The 18,279-nt window shown below is 56.2% G+C and carries 17 protein-coding genes and 1 pseudogene; 7 read left to right on the top strand and 11 right to left on the bottom strand.

Annotated features, from left to right (window positions below; translation table 11 throughout):
* Window positions 1–167 precede the first annotated feature (167 nt).
* Together rplM and rpsI are read left to right on the top strand one after the other, a co-directional pair.
* Entirely contained in the window at window positions 168–626 is a 459-nt protein-coding gene (gene rplM, locus RZS32_RS16365) for a 50S ribosomal protein L13 (protein WP_317054628.1), read from the top strand.
* A 3-nt stretch (window positions 627–629) separates the two neighbouring features.
* Window positions 630–1,139 (top strand): 30S ribosomal protein S9, encoded by a 510-nt coding sequence (gene rpsI, locus RZS32_RS16360; RefSeq protein ID WP_317054627.1) that lies wholly within the window; start codon window positions 630–632, stop codon window positions 1,137–1,139.
* Between the two features lie 86 nt (window positions 1,140–1,225).
* Here the strand turns inward: rpsI and RZS32_RS16355 are convergent, their stop codons facing one another.
* From RZS32_RS16355 to guaA, 8 genes and pseudogenes are all read right to left on the bottom strand, one after another.
* A complete protein-coding gene (locus tag RZS32_RS16355) occupies window positions 1,226–1,843 on the bottom strand; it encodes a TetR/AcrR family transcriptional regulator (protein WP_317054626.1) in 618 nt (205 codons plus the stop codon).
* Window positions 1,836–2,705, bottom strand: coding sequence for a polyphosphate kinase 2 (ppk2, locus tag RZS32_RS16350; protein ID WP_317054625.1), 870 nt, complete (start codon window positions 2,703–2,705; stop codon window positions 1,836–1,838). The genes RZS32_RS16355 and ppk2 overlap by 8 nt, the downstream gene beginning before the upstream one ends.
* Window positions 2,706–2,750: 45 nt before the next feature.
* Window positions 2,751–3,725 (bottom strand): alpha/beta fold hydrolase, encoded by a 975-nt coding sequence (locus RZS32_RS16345; RefSeq protein WP_317054624.1) that lies wholly within the window; start codon window positions 3,723–3,725, stop codon window positions 2,751–2,753.
* A gap of 19 nt (window positions 3,726–3,744) precedes the next feature.
* Window positions 3,745–4,677 (bottom strand): homoserine O-acetyltransferase MetA, encoded by a 933-nt coding sequence (gene metA / locus RZS32_RS16340; protein ID WP_317054623.1) that lies wholly within the window; start codon window positions 4,675–4,677, stop codon window positions 3,745–3,747.
* Between the two features lie 38 nt (window positions 4,678–4,715).
* Window positions 4,716–5,576, bottom strand: coding sequence for an ATPase (locus RZS32_RS16335; RefSeq protein WP_317054622.1), 861 nt, complete (start codon window positions 5,574–5,576; stop codon window positions 4,716–4,718).
* A gap of 121 nt (window positions 5,577–5,697) precedes the next feature.
* Window positions 5,698–6,768 carry an OmpP1/FadL family transporter gene (locus tag RZS32_RS16330; RefSeq protein ID WP_317054621.1) on the bottom strand — a complete coding sequence of 357 codons (1,071 nt, stop codon included), beginning with the start codon at window positions 6,766–6,768 and terminating at the stop codon, window positions 5,698–5,700.
* Window positions 6,769–6,900: 132 nt separating this feature from the next.
* Complete coding sequence (locus tag RZS32_RS16325; protein ID WP_317054620.1) at window positions 6,901–7,797, bottom strand: DMT family transporter; 897 nt, start codon at window positions 7,795–7,797, stop codon at window positions 6,901–6,903.
* Window positions 7,798–7,813: 16 nt separating this feature from the next.
* Window positions 7,814–9,395, bottom strand: a pseudogene (gene guaA, locus RZS32_RS16320) (glutamine-hydrolyzing GMP synthase).
* Between the two features lie 216 nt (window positions 9,396–9,611).
* On the opposite strand from guaA, the gene RZS32_RS16315 reads away from it, so the two are divergent.
* A complete protein-coding gene (locus RZS32_RS16315; RefSeq protein ID WP_317054619.1) occupies window positions 9,612–11,156 on the top strand; it encodes a trimethylamine methyltransferase family protein in 1,545 nt (514 codons plus the stop codon).
* 3 nt (window positions 11,157–11,159) lie between these two features.
* Here the strand turns inward: RZS32_RS16315 and RZS32_RS16310 are convergent, their stop codons facing one another.
* Entirely contained in the window at window positions 11,160–11,450 is a 291-nt protein-coding gene (locus RZS32_RS16310; RefSeq protein ID WP_317054618.1) for a DUF6477 family protein, read from the bottom strand.
* A 254-nt stretch (window positions 11,451–11,704) separates the two neighbouring features.
* Here RZS32_RS16310 and RZS32_RS16305 point away from each other — a divergent pair, with 254 nt between their 5' ends.
* Together RZS32_RS16305 and lipA are read left to right on the top strand one after the other, a co-directional pair.
* Window positions 11,705–12,805: a DUF6456 domain-containing protein gene (locus RZS32_RS16305; RefSeq protein WP_317054617.1), complete on the top strand. Its 1,101-nt coding sequence runs from the start codon at window positions 11,705–11,707 to the stop codon at window positions 12,803–12,805.
* A 203-nt stretch (window positions 12,806–13,008) separates the two neighbouring features.
* Window positions 13,009–13,953, top strand: coding sequence for a lipoyl synthase (gene lipA / locus RZS32_RS16300; RefSeq protein WP_317054616.1), 945 nt, complete (start codon window positions 13,009–13,011; stop codon window positions 13,951–13,953).
* A 5-nt stretch (window positions 13,954–13,958) separates the two neighbouring features.
* Here the strand turns inward: lipA and RZS32_RS16295 are convergent, their stop codons facing one another.
* Together RZS32_RS16295 and RZS32_RS16290 are read right to left on the bottom strand one after the other, a co-directional pair.
* A complete protein-coding gene (locus tag RZS32_RS16295) occupies window positions 13,959–14,438 on the bottom strand; it encodes a GNAT family N-acetyltransferase (RefSeq protein WP_317054615.1) in 480 nt (159 codons plus the stop codon).
* Between the two features lie 113 nt (window positions 14,439–14,551).
* A complete protein-coding gene (locus RZS32_RS16290) occupies window positions 14,552–15,121 on the bottom strand; it encodes a YcbK family protein (RefSeq protein WP_317054614.1) in 570 nt (189 codons plus the stop codon).
* Window positions 15,122–15,450: 329 nt separating this feature from the next.
* Between RZS32_RS16290 and RZS32_RS16285 the strand changes: the two genes are divergently transcribed.
* Window positions 15,451–17,145, top strand: a complete 1,695-nt coding sequence (locus RZS32_RS16285) for a L,D-transpeptidase family protein (RefSeq protein WP_317054613.1) — start codon at window positions 15,451–15,453, stop codon at window positions 17,143–17,145.
* Window positions 17,146–17,175: 30 nt separating this feature from the next.
* Entirely contained in the window at window positions 17,176–18,267 is a 1,092-nt protein-coding gene (gene lpxD, locus RZS32_RS16280; protein ID WP_317054612.1) for a UDP-3-O-(3-hydroxymyristoyl)glucosamine N-acyltransferase, read from the top strand.
* The last annotated feature ends 12 nt before the right edge of the window (window positions 18,268–18,279 follow it).

Below are 18,279 nucleotides of genomic sequence, written 5' to 3'. Positions count from 1 at the left end.
GAGGTATTATATTACCATATTTTCAAGGCATTGTATTACAAAGTTTATTTTAACATTCTGCTGCTTGACCATACATTTCCAACCTATATAACCCATCCATCGCATCCACGGGCGCACGCGCGCCTTACAATGCACAGGATCAATCAGGAACGACAAAGGTTTCCGACATGAAAACGTACTCTGCCACACCAGCAGATATCGACAAGAAATGGATCGTGATCGATGCCGAAGGCGTCGTTCTGGGCCGTCTTGCCTCGATCATTGCCATGCGTCTGCGCGGCAAACACAAGCCAAGTTTTACGCCCAGCCAGGACATGGGCGACAATGTCATCGTGATCAACGCCGACAAGGTGCAGGTCACAGGCAACAAGCGCGAAAAGCCCAACTACTGGCACACCGGCTATCCGGGTGGGATCAAATCCCGCACCACGGGTCAGATCCTCGAAGGCGAACATCCCGAGCGCGTGGTCATGCAAGCGGTCAAGCGCATGCTGCCCTCGAACCGGCTGGCGCGTCGTCAGATGACCAACCTGCGTGTCTACGCAGGCACAGAGCATCCGCATGAGGCGCAAAGCCCGGAAGTGCTGGATGTGAAATCCATGAACAAGAAAAATACGCGGGTGTAAGAGATGGCTGACGAAATCAAAACTCTCGACGATCTCGAAGCCGTTGTCGACGGCGCTGCAGAGGCCCCGGTGGCCGAAGCAGAAACCCCACGCGAACCAGTGCGTGATGAATTGGGGCGGTCCTATGCCACCGGCAAACGGAAAGACGCCGTGGCCCGTGTCTGGATCAAACCGGGCTCTGGCAAGGTCATGGTGCGCGATGCCAAGGGCAATTATATCGACTACACCAAGTATTTTGCACGTCCCGTGCTGCAAATGATCCTGCGTCAGCCTTTTGAAGTGGCCGGGGTCACCGATCAGTTTGACGTCATGGCCACAGTCAAGGGCGGTGGCCTCTCTGGTCAGGCCGGTGCGGTCAAGCACGGCATTTCCAAGGCGCTGCAGCTTTATGATCCGTCCTTGCGCGGCGCGCTCAAGGCGGCAGGTTTCCTCACACGTGACAGCCGTGTGGTGGAACGGAAGAAATACGGTAAGCGCAAAGCGCGCCGGAGCTTCCAGTTCTCCAAGCGTTAAGCAGTCTTACCAAGAATTTGGAGAGGGCCGCCTTTGGGTGGCCTTTTTCTTTTGGGTATTTGTGACAAGAAAGAAGCCAGAGGCGTCTAGCTGTCTTTCGGCAACAATCCCAATCCACGCAGGTAGACGCCAATACCGGATTCCAGAAGGTCTTCTGCGGGAAAAGGGCTTTGTGTTCCTGGCGAGTTGCGCGCGAAGAGTTCCACCACGCCGTGACTGAGCGCCCAGATATGAGCGGATACCATAGAGGGAGGTGGGCGCTTGCCTGCTGGGATATGGCGTGACAGCGCATCAGCGGCGCGTTCCAGAACAGCGCGGGCACGCCCGGAGACGGCGGCCAGTTCCGGGGTGCGGTTGACCGATATGCCACTCTCAAACATGGCGATATAGTATCCCGCGTGCGTATTTGCAAAAGTGAGATAGGCGCGCCCGGCGGCCTCCAGCGAGGTGAGCGCGGAGGGTTGTCCGCTTTCGTAGGCCTGTTCCATGGCTTCGGCAAAGATCACATAGCCTTGACGCGCGGCCTCGGCGATGAGGTCCTCACGACCGGCGAAATGACGGTAGACTGCCGCGGGGGTAACGCCCGCCTGCTTGGCCGCTTCCGAAAGGGTGAAACCCGTGGGGCCCTTCGCCTCAATCAGCGTCAGGGCAGCCTCAACCAGAGCCTGGCGCAGATTGCCGTGATGATAGCCGCGCTTAGGCATCCCAGATCTCTGGGCCGGCGCAAATGGACTGGTCGGGCCGGCCTACTGATTTTGGGATCTTGCGGTCGTAGTCGATGTTGAGAAGAACATGCCTGATGGCTTCTAAACGGGCGCGGCGCTTGTCATCCGAGCGAATGATCGTCCAGGGCGCATGCGCGCTGTCAGAGCGGTTCAGGGTCTCAGAAATGGCGGCTGAGTAGTCATCCCATTTCTTCAGCCCTTCAACATCAATCCAGCTGAGCTTCCATTGCTTCAGCGGATCACCTTCACGTCCCAGAAAGCGCCGCAACTGTTCGGCGCGTCCCACGTTGAGCCAGAACTTGAAGAGATGAATGCCCTCATCCACCAGCATCTTCTCTACGTCGCTGACCTGAGCAAAAAAATGTTCCCGCTGCGTATCCGTGCAAAACCCAAAGACCTTTTCTACCACCCCGCGATTGTACCAGGATCGGTCAAAAAAGATGATCTCACCGGCGGCGGGCAGGTGATCAATATAGCGTTGGAAATACCATTGGGTGGCTTCCTTGTCGGTGGGTTTGGACAGGGCCACAACGCGTGCGCCGCGAGGGTTAAGGTATTCACGGAAGCGTTTGATTGTGCCGCCTTTTCCAGCGGCATCGCGCCCTTCAAAAACGCACACAACGCGCGCGCCGCTTTCTTTGACCCAAGCCTGTAGCTTCACCAGTTCGGTCTGGAGCTTCAGCAGATCCTGCTCATAGGCCTTGCGCGGCATGCGATCGGAGTGCGGATAGCTGGAAGACAGGATTTCACCCTTTTCGCCGCGTTTTATCGCGTTGCGAATATCATCCGGGGCGTCGTCCTTGAAAAAAGCACTGATCGCGCCGTCAAATGGAAGCTCCATGCGCCCCTCCTTCGGGTTTGCCGCCACTATGGAATGTGAATCCGCTTAACGCAATCCAGCGCGCGCTGCGGCGCGGTCTATAGCGGCAATTGTCGTTTTTGGATCAGCATGATGCGGCATGTGACCGATGCCCGAAAGAACCGTCAGTTTGCCGTTCTTGAGCTGTTCCGAAAGCGGCTTGGAGTGAATGTCGAGAGGCACGGTTGTATCCGCATCGCCATGGATGATCTCCACCGGCATGGTGAGTTCTGATGCATACCGCTGAGACATCTCGACAATATGCGGGCGAAGCGTGACAACCTGCTGTCCATTGGCGCGCAGGCTTTCTCGGCGAAGGGTGAGAGGCGCGCCGATATAATCCACGTAGCCTTTGGGGGGCTTTTGCGGCGTGAAGACATCGGTCACGCTTTGTTCAATGCGGGATTGCGACGCCAGTACCGTGATAAGGGGCACCGCGGTGGCGCCGCCAAGGGCAGAGCCGGTCACGTCATAGAACCGTCCCAGTTCTCCGGGCCAGGGGTTGGAGACACTTCCCAACAGGACCAGTGCCGCTGTGTCGTCAGGTGCGTTAAGGCCCCAGGCAAGCGCGACTGCGCCGCCAAAACTATGGCCCAGAACGATGGGGCGTTTGACGCCGAGCTGCGCGGCGGCTTTTTGCAAAAGAGCGGCTTGTTGCAGAGGGCTTTCACCTTCGACAGTGTTTAGGCCACCAAAACCCGGCAGGCGCTCGGTGTAGCCCAAACCAGGACGGTCAAAAGCAATCACGCGGTACCGGTCGGTCAGTTTCTCCGCCAGATCAAAGGTGAAGTCGCGCAGATTGCCACCTGCGCCGTGGATCAAGACAAGATCTGGGCCCGAACCCGCCACCCAGGCGTGCACGCGTGTGCCATCGACATCAACGAATTGTCCGATGGGCGGATGGGATTGCTCTGCCGTTTGCTCGCGTTTGCTGGCCAGCCCCGCACAGCCCGCCAATAGCGCGGCGGCGCCCAATGCTGCCCAAATAACCTTACTTCGCATTGCTCTGCCTCTTACATGCTTACTTAGAAGCTAGGCCAATCTGAGCGCTGTCAAATGGCGTGGACTGGTAAATCTCGTTGATCCAATTGCCGTAGAGCAGATGCGCGTGGCTGCGCCAGCGGTTCTGCGGCTCACGGGCCGGGTCATCCTCGGGGTAGTAATTGCAGGGCACATTGATCGGCGTGCCGTTGTCAACGTCGCGATCATATTCCTGTTTCAGGGTGCCGCTGTCATATTCCAGATGGTTAAAGATATAGAGCGACTGATTGGTGGTGTCTTCAACCAGACAGGGGCCGACTTCATCACTGTCGAGCAGGATGTTCAACCCGTCGACGGCCATGATCTCATCCCGGCGCATTTCGGTCCAGCGGCTGACCGGGATGACGCAGTCGTCCGAAAATCCGCGCAGATAGGGTGAGGCCGGCGCCATATTGCGATGCCGGAAACAGCCAAAAGCCTTGGCATCAAGCATATGTTTTTTCACACCATGCACATGGTTGATCATCGCCATGCCGCCCCAGCAGACACCAAAGGTGGAATGCACATGGGTTTGCGCCCAGTCGAACAGACGACGCAATTCATCCCAATAGGTCACCTCGTCAAACTCCAGATGTTCAATCGGCGCGCCGGTGATGATCAGCCCGTCAAATTTTTCGCCCGTGGCTTCCACTTCGGTGAAGGGGCGGTAAAAGCTCTGCATATGTTCCGCCGCTGTGTTTTTGGTGCGGTGCTCGGACATGCGGATGAGCGAGAGGTCAATTTGCAAAGGCGTGGCGCCGATGAGCCGGGCAAACTGGTTCTCGGTCTGGATTTTCTTGGGCATTAGGTTCAAAAGCCCGATGCGCAAAGGGCGAATATCCTGCCGCGACGCCTGATCTTCGTCCATAACCATCACGCCCTCATTGCTGAGAACGTCGAAGGCGGGCAGAGTGGCAGGAAGCTTAATCGGCATTGGATCGACCTTTATCGCGGTCTGGCTTACATAGACGATCAGCCAGCGCGCTCAAGGGCTTGCGCGATCAGGCTCTCGAAAGCGTTAACGTCTGTAACAGCCGCAACTTCGTCGGCTGTGACGGTCACACCCCATTTTGCCATGACCTCATACCTTGGCGCACGGTGCGCCAAGGCGCGCGCGTATGTCCAGCGGATGAAACTATCGGGATCAACAGCGTCTTCTGAGACGTTGTTTTCGTTCAAATATTCTCTCCAGCAAGCCTCAAGAAATTCAGGCTGGTAACACATTGGCTTGGGAGCACGGTCAAAGCGACGGATGAGTTCTTGCGTGTGGCGATCATCACCCTGGATACGCACAAGCAGACAGTGCTTTGAAAGCTCTGTTAACAAAGGATCATCCGGGTTGTCCCCATCCACCCACTCACAGATGGACCCGCCGGTATCGCAGACAAAGTTAGGGTATCCATAAAGCCGCCCGGCGCGTTCGATGAAGTAACTTGTGTCCTCCAGCGCATTAATTTCGGCGCGGCGGAACTGATCCTGGCGCACGCGGTATTCATCAATCGGCAACCCGCCCTTGGCCGGATCCCCCGGTTTGCCCAGATAAGTCGAGACCGGAGAGAGATTATCAAAAGTGATATTGGAACCGATGTAGATTGAGTCGGTCATCAGCAGGTCACGCAGAAACGGCACCTGCATGGCGTGGGTTTTGGCATTGTCGGCAATCCACTCGCCCATGTAGCGGGTGCCGATGCGGTAATCGATGGAGTAATGAAACCAGTCGCCGCTGGCCCGCAGCATGTTCGACAGATGCGTTTTGCCCAATCCCGACATGCCATAGAACAACACCCGCTTCTGCGGGGCGTTGTGCCAATCTTGTACTGAGTTGTAGATCATCACGCGTCTCCTTGGCGGATGTGGTAGCCAGCGCAATCGCGTGGGTCAAATGCAAAGCCTTTGGGACAAACAAAAAACCCCGCCGGTGAGGCGGGGTTTTGAATTCGGCTGTTCTTTTCAATCAGAATTTAATGCCAAGCTGCATGCCCACCGCAATGGCATCGTTGTCTTGGAAGTCACCGCCAATGGTGGTGGTAAACGTGTCGCCGAAGTCAACGTAGCGGATACCTGTTGTGAACTCGTAGGCCTCAGTCTCATACTTCACAGCTACACCGTAGCTGATAAAGCCGTCAAAACCCTGCAAGTTACCAACAACGTCACCTTGGTCTTCTTCGTAGCCAATCGAGAAGGCGCCAGACCAATTCTCATTGAATTTACGACCCACACCCAACTCAAATGTCCAAATATCAGATGTACCGAATGCGATGGCGGCGCCTGGCAGGCCCACTGTTGTACCGAAGTCCACAGGGGCGATTTCAAATTCCGTCCATTCCCGCCAACGCGCAGAACCAAACACCAATGTGTTTGCTGCGACGCCTGTTTGGAAATCAACAGTGAACGCCTGCGGAATAGTCACCTCAAATGGAGTGCCTACATTATCACGAAAACTGTGATCGATTGCAGATTCATACGTCGCCGCAACACGTAGAGCGATGTCGGGAATTTCGTAGGCAGCACCCAGGACGTATCCCACTTGATAGTCGTCATCGACCGAAAGCGTGTAACCAGCAAAGAGAGGAGGCAAAGCCACACTTCCGCTCAGGGCTTGAACACGCACACCACCGTACACGCTAACACGGTCAGTCGCCTGGTACTTCAAGTAGCCAGTCAGAGCGTTCGACTCGACCTCTGCGGATCCGCCACTGAATGGATGTGGCGTGCCAGGCGTGTACCGCACATCAGCACCAACCGGCGAATTACCGACAAAGGCCAACGTCCATTTATCATTCAGCTCATGTTTGAAACCCAACGAAAACTGAGTGAACCTTTCCTGGATGTTCCCCGACCCAATCGCACCACCGCCAACTGTACCGCTGATACTCGGGGTGACGTTGGAAACCGTAGCTTCCAAATAATTTTTGCCATCTTCGAACAGGATATCAGACGTGTCGCCCTCGCGCTCGATCTGACCTGCCATTGCACCACTTGCTGCGAGGCCGAGAGTGGTAGCGGCCGCTGCAATCTTTTTCATGTTGTCCCTCTCCTCCAGAGATATGCAGCGCAGATTACTTTTTGTCACATTTCGGTCAACGATTGACGCAACGTCAGTGACGTAACGGAACAAGATGGTGGTGGAAAAAGCACATAAAACGCGAGTTGGGCGCTATATCTTGGGTTTTTTGCGGGTTTCAGACCACAGATTTAGGTAATTTGCACCGAAGATGATCAGCGCGCCCAAGATCACAAAACCGTCGATAGGTTCGTTGTACAGCACATACCCCACAAGCGCGATCACAGGTAAGCGAGTGAAGTCAATCGGTGAAACCAGCGTTGCGGGTGCAATAGAGAGCGCGGACGTTATACAGAAATGTGCCAGCAACCCACAGATCGCGATAACGATCAGCCACGGTGCGCTTGTGGTTGAGGGCAACGCCATATCACCGTCGATTCCCGCGCAGATCAGGCCAAAGATGCTTTGAGTGAGGGTGAGCCAAAACATAATGCAGGCCAGCGTTTCGGTGCGCGTCAGTTTCTTGGTAAAAATCATCGCACCGGCAAAACCGATGGCGGCGGCGGCGGCCGTCATGGTGCCAATGTTCAGCGTTTCAGGACTGGGTCGGGCGACAATCAGAATGCCAATGAACCCGATCAGAGCGGAAAGCACCCGCATGTTGGTGAGTCTTTCGCCCAAAAAGATCGGCGACAGAATGAGCACCCAAAGCGGCGTGGTAAATTCCAGTGCAAAAAGCTGTGCCAAAGGAATTAGGGTGAGCGCAAAAAACCATAGGTTTTGACCCGCAAAGTGAAAGATATTGCGCGAGATATGAAGCCCAAGCCGTTGGGTTCTAAGCTCTTTTTGGCGCCCCGTGAGAATGACAATGGTCAGAACAATCACGATGCCAGCCAGGCTGCGATATGTCATGATCTCAAAGGTATCAAGCTCAAAGCTCACCTCGCGACCCGCCACCGCCATAAGCGAGAACGACCCCACGGCCCCCAGCATCCAGAAGGCCGCGCGCAAAATGTTGGTGCGATGCTCTTTATCTGCGTCAGCACTCATGAGCGGCGCAATGAGATTACTCCCATTCGATCGTCCCCGGCGGTTTGGACGTCACGTCATACGTCACCCGGTTGATCCCGGGCACTTCGTTGATGATACGCGTCGCGGTTTCGCCGAGGAAGTCGTGGCTGAATGGATAATAATCCGCCGTCATGCCATCCACCGAGGTCACCGCGCGCAGCGCGCAGGCAAAATCGTAAGTGCGCCCGTCACCCATGACCCCAACGGTGCGCACCGGCAGGATGGCCACAAAGGCCTGCCAGATCTGGTCGTAAAGCCCGTGTTTACGGATCTGATCAATGTAAACGGCATCGGCCTTGCGCAGGATATCGAGCTTCTCGCAGGTGATCTCTCCGGGACAGCGGATGGCAAGGCCCGGGCCGGGGAAGGGGTGACGACCTATGAAGCTGTCTGGCAGGCCCAGTTCACGGCCCAGGGCACGCACCTCATCTTTGAAAAGCTCACGCAACGGTTCAACCAGTTTCAGCCCCATCTTTTCAGGTAGGCCCCCGACATTGTGGTGCGACTTGATCGTAACCGAGGGCCCACCGCTGAACGACACACTTTCAATGACATCAGGATAGAGCGTGCCTTGGGCCAGGAATTCTGCGCCTTCGATGTCGTTGGCATGCTTCTGGAATACGTCGATGAAAAGCTTGCCGATGATCTTGCGCTTGGTCTCAGGGTCGCTTTGTCCTTCCAACTCTCCAAGGAACAGCTCAGATTCGTCGGCATGAATGAGTGGGATATTGTAATTGTCGCGGAACATTGAGACGACTTCGTCTGCTTCGTTCTGGCGCAACAGCCCATGGTCAACAAAGACACAAGTCAGCTGGTCCCCGATGGCCTCATGGATCAGCACAGCGGCAACAGAGCTGTCGACACCACCAGAAAGCCCGCAAATGACGCGTTTATCACCAACCTGTTCACGGATTTTGCGAATGGCCTCTTCGCGGTATGCCCCCATGGTCCAGTCACCGGTGAAGCCCGCCATGCGTACAAAGTTTTCATAAAGCTTCGCGCCATTGGGCGTGTGGTGGACTTCGGGATGAAACTGCACGGCATAAAAATTTCGCGCGGTGTCTGCCGTGATTGCATAAGGCGCATTGGGTGAGGTGCCGTAGACCTCAAAACCCGGAGCCAGGCGGCTCACATGGTCGCCATGGCTCATCCACACCTGTTCGCGGTCATCATCGCCGCCAAACCAGCCATCGAGCAATGGTAGCTTTTCCGCCGTGGGGGTCACATAGGCGCGACCAAACTCTGCGGTGCCGCCACCGCCGGAAATTTTGCCGCCGTCCACCTGGCCGCCCAATTCCTGCATCATGACCTGTTGGCCATAACAAATGCCCAGAATGGGTACGTTCATATTAAAGACTGAGGCGGGGGGCGGGGGCTTCCTTCGCGGACAACACTGTCGGGCCCGCCAGAAAAATCACAGCCTTTGGTGCAAAGTCCTTCAGGAAGGCATCCGTGACATTTTGATAGGGATGGATTTCGCAATAGACGCTCAGCTCTCGCAGGCGGCGCGCAATTAGTTGCGTGACCTGGCTGCCAAAGTCGATGATCAGGAGGCGGTCATGGATATCTGTGCTCATGCTAAGCCCAATAGGCCGCAGGCCGGAGAGTCGCAAGCCTTGGGTGCGTTGATGTTATCCCAGTATGCAGCCGCCGGATGTATGAGAGCACAGGAAATGTCGCTTTCCCGCCCTAAAGGCCGCTATTTTCCCCTGATGCCTTCCGGGGCTGCGTTAAATCAAACAAAGACCGCACCCGAGAGGGGCGCGAATGTTCATTGCAGGGGTTAAACACGCATGGCCGAAGCAACAGCACGCAGACGAGGACGCGGAGGCGGGGGCGCCGCACGCCGGGCAGAACGCACCGCCGTTTCCATAGAGACCGCAAAATACATCGAACGCAACATTCCGAATTTCGAGATTCTAACAGCAGAAGCGTTGGAGATTATCGAGCACAACGCCGAAACCGTGTTGGAAGAAATCGGTGTGAACTTTTTGGACAATCCCGCTGCGATCCAACGCTGGAAGGACGCTGGAGCCGATGTCGACAAAGAGCGCGTCCGGATACCGCGTGGGCTCGCCCGTGAATTGATAAAAACGGCACCACGCCAGTTTACTCAGCATGCGCGCAATCCTGAACGCAACGTTGTTATCGGTGGCAACACCTTGGTCTGCGCACCGGTCTATGGCCCGCCGTTTGTCCACGATATGGATGGCGGTCGTCGCTATGCGACGATGGAGGATTTCGAGAAATTCGTAAAACTCGGCTACATGTCCAAATGGCTTCATCACTCCGGTGGTACGGTCTGTGAACCTACTGATGTTGCAGTCAACAAGCGCCATCTCGATATGCTGCGTGCCCATATGGTGCTCTCAGACAAGCCATTCATGGGGTCGGTGACCGAACCCAGCCGCGCGCAGGATAGCGTGGATATGTGCGGTCTCTTGTTCGGCAAGGATTTCGTGCAGGACAACACCGTGATGACCTCGCTCATCAACATCAATTCGCCGATGACTTTCGACGATGTGATGATGGGCGCGATGGAAGTTTATGCAGCAAACAATCAGGCCTGTATCGTCTCCCCCTTCATCGTGGGCGGAGCCATGGCGCCGGTGTCGGTCGCTGGCACTCTGACTCAGGTGCTGGCGGAAGTTCTGGCCGGGATATCCTATAACCAACTGTGCCGTCCCGGTGCACCGGTGATCATGGGCACATTTGTGACTTCGATTGACATGAATTCCGGTGCGCCCACGTTTGGCACGCCTGAAGCCGCACATATCACCTATGGCGCGGGGCAGCTGGCCCGACGTTTGGGCTTGCCGTATCGTTCGGCCGGGTCGTTCACCGGTTCAAAACTGCCCGATGCGCAGGCCGCGTACGAGACCGCCAACAGCCTGAACATGGGGTTGATGTCTGGTGTGAACTTCATGCTGCACTCCTGTGGCTGGCTCGAAGGCGGTCTGGTGTCGTCCTTCGAAAAATTCGTCATGGACGCCGATCAGCTTGGCATCCTGCACCACCTGGCAAAGGGTGTCAGCGTGGATGAAAACGGTCAGGCCATGGATGCCATTCGTGAGGTTGGGCCGGGTGGGCACTACCTTGGATGCGCACATACCCAAGCCAATTTCAAATCGGCATTCTGGCGCACCAATGTGCTGGACTACAAACCGTATGAGACATGGGCTGAAGAGGGCGAACGCGATACGATGACCCTAGCCCATGCCAAAATGAAACAGATGCTGGTCAATTATCAGAAACCTGCGCTTGATCCCGGCATTGAGGAGGCCATAGACGCTTTCGTGGCTGAAAAGAAAGCATCTATGCCCGACGCCTTCGCCTGATTTTCAATGCGTGTGGGCGGAGCGCAATATGCGCGCTTCGCCCATCATCGCAATAAGAACCTCAACATGATGCGCCACTGAATAGCCCGCAACGGCGTCGCTGCGCTTTGCATCGAGGTCTGACTCGATTTTTATGAGCTGTTCCAGAGCGTCTTTGCTACGGCTTGGATACCCGTCTTTGAAATGCCGGGTCAGATGTGTGTCACGACGATATTCCATAGAACCGATCCGTGCCGCGCTGATCAGCAGGCGCGGGCGTTTTATGGCGTCCAGCTTGTTCAAGATATCACACATGGTTGTCTCCCTTGGATTCGAACTGTGTGATCTTTTGCACAACCTTTAGGGGTGTTGCGGAAACCTCCAAACCACCGCTCGGACGACTTCAACATTGTTTACGTTTTTAAAACAACTGTTGCTCAAGCATGCACAAATTAACCAAGTGGTAACGAAAACAACCTTAGGTAGTTTGTTGGATGTGGATAAGTCTGTGGATGTTTAGATTTCAAACTGTTGGGCACAGGCTTGGAACGCAAACAGGAGGGTAATTCATGCCAAATAGTCAGGTTCAGGATACGCACGGGAACGGAACCTTAACCTGGGTGCCACGCGCTGCCTTGAACTATGTCGCACATACCGAGGGCGGGGCGTCGATCCGGTCTTTGGCGCGGCAAGCCGGGTGCCATGCATCCACGGTGTCGCGTCAGGTGCGCGCGTTTGAATCGCGCCGCGACGACATTCTTGTTGATGATGCATTGCGGCGGTTGGGCCCCCATGTTGCGGCGGCTCACGGTGCTAAGGTCTCGCACTCAGCAGATCCAAACCAAAACCCATGTGACACCTTTGACCTTACGCTCACTGAAAAGCGGCTGAAACGCCATGCGGTGAGGGTCTTGCGGCGATTGTGCGAATCCGGCGCGGTTCTTGCCGTGGGTGCGGACATGGACAAGGCAGTTGTCGTCCGGGAATATCAGTCGGGGGCCAACAGAACTGCCGTGGTGGACCGTGATATTGCCGAGGCGATGGCCCTCAATGCATGGATCCGGTGCGATAGCTCAGGGCGTGTATCGCGATACCGGGTGACGTCCGCCGGACGATCCATGCTGGCTCAGCTCTTGGCCGAACAGGAGAATGCCGCATTGGGTCTTGTAGAGGCTTCTGAAGAGAGCTTGCATTCCGAGGTCGATGTGACCAGGCGGTATGCAAAGAAACGTCAGAAATTCATCAGCAGTGAATCCCCGCTAATCTTGCTATCCCGTCGCCGTGACAAGGATGGTGAACGCTTCCTGTCGGACAGCCTCGTGCGCGCCGGAGAACGGCTTCGTGAGGACTTTGAGATGGCACAGCTTGGCGACCCCAAAGGCCAGAACTGGGATGCGTTTTTGACAGGTGAACCGAATGTTGTGCCTTTGGGCAAGGAAGCCGAAAACGTGACGGCGGCGCGCACGCGGGTGACGGGCGCTCTGCGTGATCTGGGACCGGGTCTTGGGGATGTCGTATTGCGGTGCTGTTGTTTTCTGGAAGGGTTGGAAAGTGCCGAAAAGGACATGGGATGGTCGGCGCGGTCCGGAAAGATCGTTCTGCGCATCGCTTTGCAGCGGCTCAAGCGGCATTACGATCAGATGGGCGAAGCTGCGGGAATGATGGGATAAATCCCCGCGACGTTTCGGCGTATCGACAAAAAAAGGCCCGCGCTCTAAACGCGGGCCAGACAACTTCTCTACGTCGCACAACTGGTGGGAACTGGTGACACGCGGTGACCTCCGATCCGGGAGACGGCCGCAAAACTCGCAAAACCCACCTTGGATGCTTATACATAGCGGAGGTTACCAAACCATTTGCAGGGGAATGATCCGTGCGAGACCTCAAAATTCCGTCCGAGCGCCATCCGGAAAAAGCGCATCGTCCTGACAATACACAGCCGAAGAAACCGGACTGGATTCGTGTGAAAGCCCCCGTGGGTCGCAAGTATCAGGAAACGCACAAGATCATGCGTGAAAACAAACTGGTCACGGTTTGTGAAGAGGCCGGTTGCCCCAATGCCGGCGAATGCTGGAACGCCGGCCACGCCACGATGATGATCATGGGCGAGATCTGCACGCGCGGGTGTACCTTCTGTAACATCGCGACCGGCAAGCCACAGGATCTGGATGTGTTTGAACCGGGCCGCGTGGCGGATGCGGTGCAAAAGCTGGATCTTAATCATGTTGTGGTGACATCTGTTGACCGCGACGACCTGAAAGATGGCGGCGCAGATCACTTTGCCCAAACCATTCGGGCCATCCGGCATCGTTCTCCGAAAACAACGATCGAAATTCTCACGCCTGACTTTCTCAACTGCGCACCCGATGTGCTTGAGGTTGTGGTTGAGGCGAAACCGGATGTCTTCAACCACAATCTCGAAACCGTGCCAGGGCTCTATCCAGAGGTGCGGCCCGGCGCGCGCTATTTCCACAGCCTGCGGCTGTTGCAGCGGGTGAAAGAGATGGATCCGACGATCTTTACCAAATCCGGCATCATGGTTGGGCTGGGCGAGGATCGTCAAGCGGTGCATCAGGTGATGGACGACATGCGCGCGGCGGACATCGATTTTCTGACCATTGGCCAGTATCTGCAGCCCACGCCGAAACACCATGCAGTAGACCGTTTTGTGCATCCCGATGAATTCAAGGCTTATGAGAAGGCGGCTTATGGCAAAGGGTTCCACATGGTCTCGGCCACGCCCTTGACGAGGTCGTCCTATCATGCGGGGGATGATTTTGCGCGTCTGCGCGAGGCACGGCTGGCGAAGTTGGGGTAGGGGTCTCAGCCCACGCGCTTTTCGTAGCGCCATACATCAAGCGTAAATGGGCCATCCTGTGTGTCTACTTCGACCGGGCGGCGGCCCTGGTTAATCCAGCCGCATTTTTCGTAAAACCGCATGGCACGCTCATTGCCCATGGCGCATGCGAGCCAGGCGCACGCGTAACCAGCCTCCCGCAGATGCGCCTCGGCGGCTTCAATAAGTGCACGGGCCACACCGGTGCCGCGCGCCTGTTCTGAGACATACATTTGATTGAGTTCGTCTTGCTGAGTCATTGCGAACCCAATCACGCCCTCGTCCGAGATCGCGACCAGAGTGTCCTGCACTCTGTTCTTGGCACGTGTCAAAAAACTTTCTTCAGTACGTAATCGACGAAGGGCATCAGGGACGATGCCGTCATGCGCATCATGCCAGCCTCGGTGCCAAATGTCGGAAATCTGGTGAATATGATCTGCGCTTGCCGCGGTGATGTAAAACGTCATGGTGTCGAAGATGTTTGTGAAACAACAAAGTTAGCCATGTACCACAAGCGTTAATACAAAAACACCGGCCTCGCTAGAGCCGGTGCTTGGGGCCAAAGGCGCGTATTGTGAGTTTAACCGCCCCAGGTGCGAACCGGGCCACAATCCATGTGCACGAAGTTCGAGCCTGAGTAGCGCCCGACGCCACCGCCACGACAGGCTTTGGCCGCGCGGAACATCTGGTTCACGGAACGTGAGTTGAGACGAAGATCGGCGGCCTGACCAACCATATGGCGCGAATTCTTGGCCACGCCGCGAGAGCGGGACCGCAGCATCGCGTTGGTTTTCGGACTGCGGTAGCCGGACAGAAGAAGATAAGGTTCGCGCGTGTCCATCAGGTTATGCGCCGCGGCCATAACGTCGATAGTGCGCAGGTCGATATTGTGAACGTCGTTGGTGCGCCAGTCGCGCATAAAAAGATGAATCTCTTTCACCGCGTCTTTGATATAATCGCCCTCAATCCAGTAGATTGTGTCGATTTTCTCACCAGTGCGAGGTGACGCCATCTTGAGTCTGCGGATATCTCCCGCACCTCGAAGGAAGCCTGCGGCGTTTGTGAATGTTGGTGAAGCCGTTACGACCGTCGCGGCAAAAGCACCAAGTAGAGCACGCCTATTCATGCCCAAAGAGCTGTTGTTTTTCATCGCGTTAGCGCCTGTCCCGTCGCTGCGTAAGATCACCTTAGCAGAGGCAACCGTACCACCTTGTCCCCAGATGTGGGGTGGTTATTGCATAACGAGAATCAGTTACCAAGGGGTGAAGTCGCCAAAGGGCCAAGATCAACAATTTTCGGCGAAATTTTGCGCAATTTTTACTCAAAGTTGCTAAAACCGTACGGATACACTGCGCCACACCCCTTGAAGAGACGCAGGTTTTTATCAACCAAGCAAAATTGATTGGACATCTTTGCAGGTGACAAACACACTGTCATTACACAGGCGTATTATCTGTGCTTTTGGGGAGATTAAGACATATGCACGACCATAATCGAGCAGGCAGTTTTGACCGGGTTTTCAGCAATCGTCAAAAAGACGCCCAGGTCAAAGCAGAGACACAGAAAACATCCGCCACGGTGGTGATCGCCTTGGCGTTTCTCACACTGGTGCTGTCACTTCTTTATCTTTTGAGCCAACCTGCCGCGGCGCAGAGCATGGCTTACAAACAGGCCATTGCGGAAGCCGCTGCAAAAGACCGCGACTTGGCTGGCTTTTATCAAAGCACCGGGTACTCCCCGGTCTGGACGCGTGACGATGCGATAGGTCAAGCCCGTCGCCAGGCGCTTTTCCGGGCGCTCGAAACGGTCGAAATGCATGGGCTGCCGGCTGCGCGGTATGACACTCAAACATTGATGACCACCTTGCAGGATGCGCGCAACACACGTGATCTCGGCTTTGCAGAAGTGGCGATGAGCAAGATGTTCCTGCGGCTGTCGCGGGACATGCAGACAGGGCTCCTGACTCCGGGGGACGTCGTCTCCAACATCAAGCGCGAGGTTCCTTATCGGGATCGTCAGGCATCGCTGGCAAAATTCCAGACCGGAGATCCTTTCGATTATTTCCGTACTCTGGCTCCGCAAAGCAATGAATATGCGCGCCTCATGAAGGCCAAGCTCCAGCTGGAGACGCGCGTTGCCGAAGGCGGTTGGGGCGAAAAGGTCTCTGCCAAATCCCTGAAGCCGGGTGCGACCGGACCTTCTGTTGTCGCGCTTCGTAACCGCTTGGTGCGCAAAGGTTTTATGCCGCGTTCGGTCACGCAAAGCTACGACCGCGGCATCGAGGCTGCGGTGCGCAGCTTTCAGGAGCAACATGGGCTTGAGCCTGATGGGATCGCGAACAAGGCAACCTTGCAAGCAATCAATGTATCGGCTGCGGACCGGCTCAAATCGGTTATTGTGGCGATGGAACGTGAACGCTGGCTCAACTTTCCCGGCGGCAAAGGCGAGCGGCATATCCTCGTGAACCTGACAGATTTCAGCGCGCGGATCATGGACAATGACCATGAGACGTTCCGCACCCGTGCCGTGATCGGAATGCACAAGGACGGACGGCGCAGCCCTGAGTTCTCCGATGAAATGGAGCATATGGTCATCAACCCGACATGGCATGTCCCGCGTTCCATTGCCGTCAAAGAGTATCTGCCCAAGCTGCGCGCCAACCCCAATGCACTGGGACATTTGCGGGTGGTCAATTCAAAAGGCCAGACGGTCAGCCGAGGCTCTGCCAATTTTGCAGCCTACAGCGCGCGGACTTTTCCGTTTGCTCTGAAACAGCCGCCATCACCGCGCAATGCTTTGGGGCTGGTGAAGTTCATGTTCCCGAACAAGTACAACATCTACCTGCATGATACGCCTCACAAAGACCTGTTCTCTCGCGAAGTGCGGGCCTACAGCCATGGCTGTATTCGCCTGGCCGATCCGTTTGATTTTGCCTATGAGATTCTGTCCAAACAAGAGGCCGATCCCAAGGCGGCGTTCCACAACACTCTGGACACCGGCAAGGAGACCTATGTGCATCTCGACACCCATGTTCCGGTGCATATCATCTATCGCACGGCTGTGAGTGACGCCAAAGGTGTGGTGCGTTTCCGCAGCGATGTGTACGGACGCGACGCCAAGATTTGGTCAGCGCTCGAACGGGCAGGGGTTTCGTTAAACGCCGTTCAAGGCTAAAGGCTTCCCCTGAGAAGCAGGGGGAGTCGCATGGGCTATACGGTTGAGCAAATCGCTAAGGCGCTCGGCACAACAGCACTTGGCAACGGCGCGCTGGAAGTGACCGGCGTGGCCGAGCCGGTGGATGCCGGGCGCCATGATCTGGCACTTGCGATGAAACCCGAATATGCCGACACACTTGGTGAGGGTTCTGCGCGCGCCGCCGTTGTTTGGGACGGCGCAGATTGGCAGGCCCTGGGGCTGGAGGCCGCAATTGTGGCTCCGCGTCCGCGCTATGTCATGTCAGGTCTGACCACCATGTTCGATCCCGGTCAAGGTTGGGACAGCGGCATTCACCCCTCCGCTGTTGTGGATGCAAGCGCTGAACTTGGCGAGGGGGTCACGGTTGGGCCTTTGGCCGTGGTCTGTGCCGGGGCACGGATCGGGGCCGGGAGCGTGATTGGACCGCAAGCCTTTGTCGGGGCTGACGCGGTGCTGGGCGAAAAAGCGTTCCTGCGGGAAGGTGTCCGCATTGGCGCGCGTGTGGTCATTGGCGACCGGTTTATTGCGCAACCCGGCGCTGTGGTAGGCGGAGACGGATTTTCCTATGTCACGCCGGAAAAATCCAACGTCGAGCAGGCGCGTCAGACTTTAGGCTCGCAGGACGGCACCAATGCGCAGGCCTGGACCCGGATCAACAGCCTCGGCGCGGTTCGTATCGGCGATGATGTCGAGCTTGGCTCAAACTGCACCATTGACCGTGGCACGATCCGGGATACGCGCATCGGCAATGGCACCAAGATCGATAACCTCGTGATGATCGGGCACAATGTTGAGATTGGAAACGACTCTCTCTTGTGCGGCTGTGTCGGCATCGCGGGATCCACTCGGATCGGCAACAACGTGGTGCTGGGCGGACAAACCGGCGTCAGTGATAACATCTTTATTGGCGACAACGTGATCACCGGGGGCGGCACGATTGTGCTCTCCAATATCCCCGAAGGCCGCGTGATGCTGGGCTACCCGGCAATGAAAATGGAGACCACCATGGAGGTCTTCAAAGGCTTTCGACGCCTCAAACGCCTCTTTGCTGACGTGGCGGAGCTTAAGAAAACGGTTTCCAAGCCGGGTCAGAGTGACTAAATCACCCTCGTG

Origin of the sequence: Roseovarius sp. W115 (genome assembly GCF_032842945.2) — a bacterium.
Taxonomy (GTDB): Bacteria; Pseudomonadota; Alphaproteobacteria; order Rhodobacterales; family Rhodobacteraceae; genus Roseovarius; species Roseovarius rhodophyticola.
This window is presented reverse-complemented; position numbering and strand designations above follow the sequence as displayed.

Bases quoted from the DNA above. Each gene is read 5' to 3' on its own strand.
- metA (WP_317054623.1), bottom strand. From the start codon at position 4,677: ATGCCGATTAAGCTTCCTGCCACTCTGCCCGCCTTCGACGTTCTCAGC.
- RZS32_RS16335 (WP_317054622.1), bottom strand. From the start codon at position 5,576: ATGATCTACAACTCAGTACAAGATTGGCACAACGCCCCGCAGAAGCGG.
- lpxD (WP_317054612.1), top strand. From the start codon at position 17,176: ATGGGCTATACGGTTGAGCAAATCGCTAAGGCGCTCGGCACAACAGCA.
- RZS32_RS16325 (WP_317054620.1), bottom strand. From the start codon at position 7,797: ATGAGTGCTGACGCAGATAAAGAGCATCGCACCAACATTTTGCGCGCG.
- RZS32_RS16305 (WP_317054617.1), top strand. From the start codon at position 11,705: ATGCCAAATAGTCAGGTTCAGGATACGCACGGGAACGGAACCTTAACC.
- RZS32_RS16295 (WP_317054615.1), bottom strand. From the start codon at position 14,438: ATGACGTTTTACATCACCGCGGCAAGCGCAGATCATATTCACCAGATT.
- RZS32_RS16290 (WP_317054614.1), bottom strand. From the start codon at position 15,121: ATGAAAAACAACAGCTCTTTGGGCATGAATAGGCGTGCTCTACTTGGT.
- rplM (WP_317054628.1), top strand. From the start codon at position 168: ATGAAAACGTACTCTGCCACACCAGCAGATATCGACAAGAAATGGATC.
- RZS32_RS16310 (WP_317054618.1), bottom strand. From the start codon at position 11,450: ATGTGTGATATCTTGAACAAGCTGGACGCCATAAAACGCCCGCGCCTG.
- RZS32_RS16355 (WP_317054626.1), bottom strand. From the start codon at position 1,843: ATGCCTAAGCGCGGCTATCATCACGGCAATCTGCGCCAGGCTCTGGTT.
- RZS32_RS16315 (WP_317054619.1), top strand. From the start codon at position 9,612: ATGGCCGAAGCAACAGCACGCAGACGAGGACGCGGAGGCGGGGGCGCC.
- rpsI (WP_317054627.1), top strand. From the start codon at position 630: ATGGCTGACGAAATCAAAACTCTCGACGATCTCGAAGCCGTTGTCGAC.
- RZS32_RS16345 (WP_317054624.1), bottom strand. From the start codon at position 3,725: ATGCGAAGTAAGGTTATTTGGGCAGCATTGGGCGCCGCCGCGCTATTG.
- RZS32_RS16330 (WP_317054621.1), bottom strand. From the start codon at position 6,768: ATGAAAAAGATTGCAGCGGCCGCTACCACTCTCGGCCTCGCAGCAAGT.
- RZS32_RS16285 (WP_317054613.1), top strand. From the start codon at position 15,451: ATGCACGACCATAATCGAGCAGGCAGTTTTGACCGGGTTTTCAGCAAT.
- ppk2 (WP_317054625.1), bottom strand. From the start codon at position 2,705: ATGGAGCTTCCATTTGACGGCGCGATCAGTGCTTTTTTCAAGGACGAC.